General features: G+C 67.6%; 3 protein-coding genes. 1 reads left to right on the forward strand and 2 read right to left on the reverse strand.

Annotation, left to right across the window (positions count from 1 at the left end; all coding sequences use genetic code 11):
- Positions 1–607: 607 nt before the first annotated feature.
- Positions 608–1204, reverse strand: a complete 597-nt coding sequence (locus NQU54_RS48275; protein WP_257636610.1) for a TetR/AcrR family transcriptional regulator — start codon at positions 1202–1204, stop codon at positions 608–610.
- 116 nt (positions 1205–1320) lie between these two features.
- Between NQU54_RS48275 and NQU54_RS48280 the strand changes: the two genes are divergently transcribed.
- Positions 1321–2028, forward strand: a complete 708-nt coding sequence (locus NQU54_RS48280; RefSeq protein ID WP_257636611.1) for a hypothetical protein — start codon at positions 1321–1323, stop codon at positions 2026–2028.
- 206 nt (positions 2029–2234) lie between these two features.
- Here NQU54_RS48280 and NQU54_RS48285 read toward each other — a convergent pair.
- The coding region (locus NQU54_RS48285; protein ID WP_257636612.1) for a transposase at positions 2235–2624 on the reverse strand (390 nt) is incomplete at its 5' end.

Here is a 2624-nt window from a genome sequence, read left to right on the forward strand (position 1 = left end):
CTTCCTCGCCTTCCTCGGACTCGCGGCAGCCCTGACCTGCTACAAGAAGCTCGCCAAGCTCACCACGTGAGACAAGCTCTTAGTGCGTGTTTCTGATCCCCGGCTGTGCCTGGCTTCGGGTCCTACGCTGGCGTGGTGTCTGAGGTCGCCGAACCGGTCGGGGAGAGGATCTGTCGGGGTTGCGGGGAACGGCTGCGGCCGGAAGCCTGGACCGGGGCCGTCTTCTGCTCTTCGGCTTGTCGTGCCAGGCAGTGGCGGACTGAACAGCGCTTGCGTAGGCGTTTGGCGGCTGTCCGGGGCGGCGCTGGCGAGGCGGAGTGTCCGGAGTGCGGGGCCCGGTGGATGGCTAAGGTCGACCGCCGCTCAGATGCCCGGTACTGCTCGCCGCGCTGTCATACGAGGGCGTGGCGCAGGAGGAGGTCGTCGTTCGCGCAGGCGTCACCGTGACGGCTCGACGAACAGCCTGGAGAGGATCTCCTGATTCTTCGTCAACTACCATGTGGTAAAGCTGCCCGTTCCCGGCGGGGTCGTAAGAACCACGCTTGCTCGGGGCGACCGAGGGGAGGACGGTGCCGGGGGCGGTGGCATGCGAACGCCTCTGCCGGGGTCAGGTGATCAGGGGGAGGTAGATGGTGTCGACGATTTCCTGGATGTCCTGGGAGGGCATCGGTTTCATGTCCATGAGTACCTGGTGGCGGAGCAGGTCGTAGGGGAGCCGGCTGATGCGAGGGGTGAGTTTTGTGCCGTCGATCTCTCCGCGTTCGACAGCGCGCTGCGCGACGGACTCGATCAGTGCCCACCTCTCGTCGATCAGGGATGCGCGCAGGTCGGCGGGCGTAGTTCCCGTTTCTTCGAAGTAGGCGGCCAGCTGTGCGGTCATGGCCGTGGCGAACATGGTGAACGCCCCGTTGAGCTGTTCGAGCAGGCTGACTGTGTCCTCGCGCAATGACCCGGTGTCCGGGTCGGTGAGCGGGAAGTTGTCGCTGACTCGGCCGATGGCATCGCGGACGAGGAGGTCCTTGGTCGCCCAGTGGCGGTTGACGACCGGACGGCTGGTACCAGCGCGGTCTGCGACCGCGGCGAAGGCGAGGCCCGCGTATCCGCGTTCCATGAGTTCTTCCCAGGCGGCGTCGAGGAGGGCGGCCCGCAGTTCTGCGCCGCGCCGACGGCGGCGGGGATTGGGCCCCGGACTTGTAAGATGCATGAGTGCATCTTATTGTCGATGTGAGGGCCGCAGCAAGCGGTACTTCCCCGTCCGCCCGGCACGTCGCCGACGCGCCGGCACGGCACCCGCGCACCCTTCACGAGAGGAAGATCAACGTGAACGCCCGCAACGACGTACAGCAGACCACCCCGGTAACGATCGACGTCCACACCATGGGCCGCACCGTCGACGAGACCACAGTCGACCAGTGGGAGCTGAAGGCCGCCCGCCGGGCCCTGAGGAACCTCAAGAGCGTGGCCGGCGGCCAGGTGATGATGGACCTCCTCGCCGAGCAGATCGAAGCCGGCGACCGGTACTACAAGGAGCTCGTCGCGGCCTCGGACGGCGCCTTCCGCGAGTCGCGCACCGAGTTCACCATCCGCGGCCTCAGCGGCACCGCCATGGCCAACTGGTTCGCCGCGCAGGCCGGCACCGGGCGCTTCCAGGACAAGTCCCTGCTCGTCAACGCCCACCCCGAGCACTACGTCGAACCGCCCACCTACACGGGCGGCATGGTCGAGACGATCGACGGCCACCTGTGCCGGTTCCAGGTCTCGGTGGCACGCGAACTGCCCGACGCCGTCGCCGCCTTCCTCGACGCCTCCTACCCGGTGACGCTGATGAACGCCCTGCTCAGCCTGGACGACGGCACCCCCTTCGCCTACTGCCTGCACCAGGCACGCGACACCGACACCGGCGCGAACGTGGTGGTACGCGTGATCTACCCGTCGGCCGCCCCGGACTCCTTGATCGAGGGCCACTGCGAGCACCTGGCGATCGAATTCCGCAGCTGGATCCGCAACGCAGCCGCCGCCAACCACTGACCCGACGAAGGCCACGTACATGGATCTCACGGGAAAGAACGCACTGGCCTCGATCTTTCGTGACGGATTGCTGACGGCGTTGGCAGACCGTTTCGCGTTGTGTGTTTGATGGTGGGCAGGCCGGCTGCCCGACTGTCGCGTCAGGTGGGCGCCGGGTTCCACGGCTCCGGGGAGATGATGCCGTTCGCAGGAACGGGAAAGGGCGGTCAGCCGGGGTTCGGGAGGGTGTCGAGCCGGGCCAGGGCTTGCATGATCACATGGGCCCACGGCCAGTGGCGGGCAAGGCGGAGGTAGCGGCGGCGGCCGGTGGTGACGAGCTGAGCGGCGATGGAAAACAGCCGCAGGCGCAGTCGGCGGGGCTCCCACAGCCGGGGCTTGCCGGTCAGGGCAAGCATCGCCATCCAGGCCAGCAAGTCCAGGGCGATCTGGACGATCTCCAGCCAGATCCGGTTCTGCGCGGTGTCATGGAAGGGGAGGTTGCGCAGGCCAGTGGCGCGGGCGGCGCGGATGCGGTCCTCGGCTCTGGCGCGCTGGCGGTGGCGCAGTTCGAGTGCGGCGATCGGCACGTCTTTGGTGCTGAGCCGGTATCGACGACA

Origin of the sequence: Streptomyces malaysiensis subsp. samsunensis, assembly GCF_024519315.1 — a bacterium.
Taxonomy (GTDB): domain Bacteria; phylum Actinomycetota; class Actinomycetes; order Streptomycetales; family Streptomycetaceae; genus Streptomyces; species Streptomyces malaysiensis.

Excerpts from the sequence above, each read along its gene's own strand:
- NQU54_RS48275 (WP_257636610.1), bottom strand. The coding sequence starts at position 1,204 with ATGCATCTTACAAGTCCGGGGCCCAATCCCCGCCGCCGTCGGCGCGGC.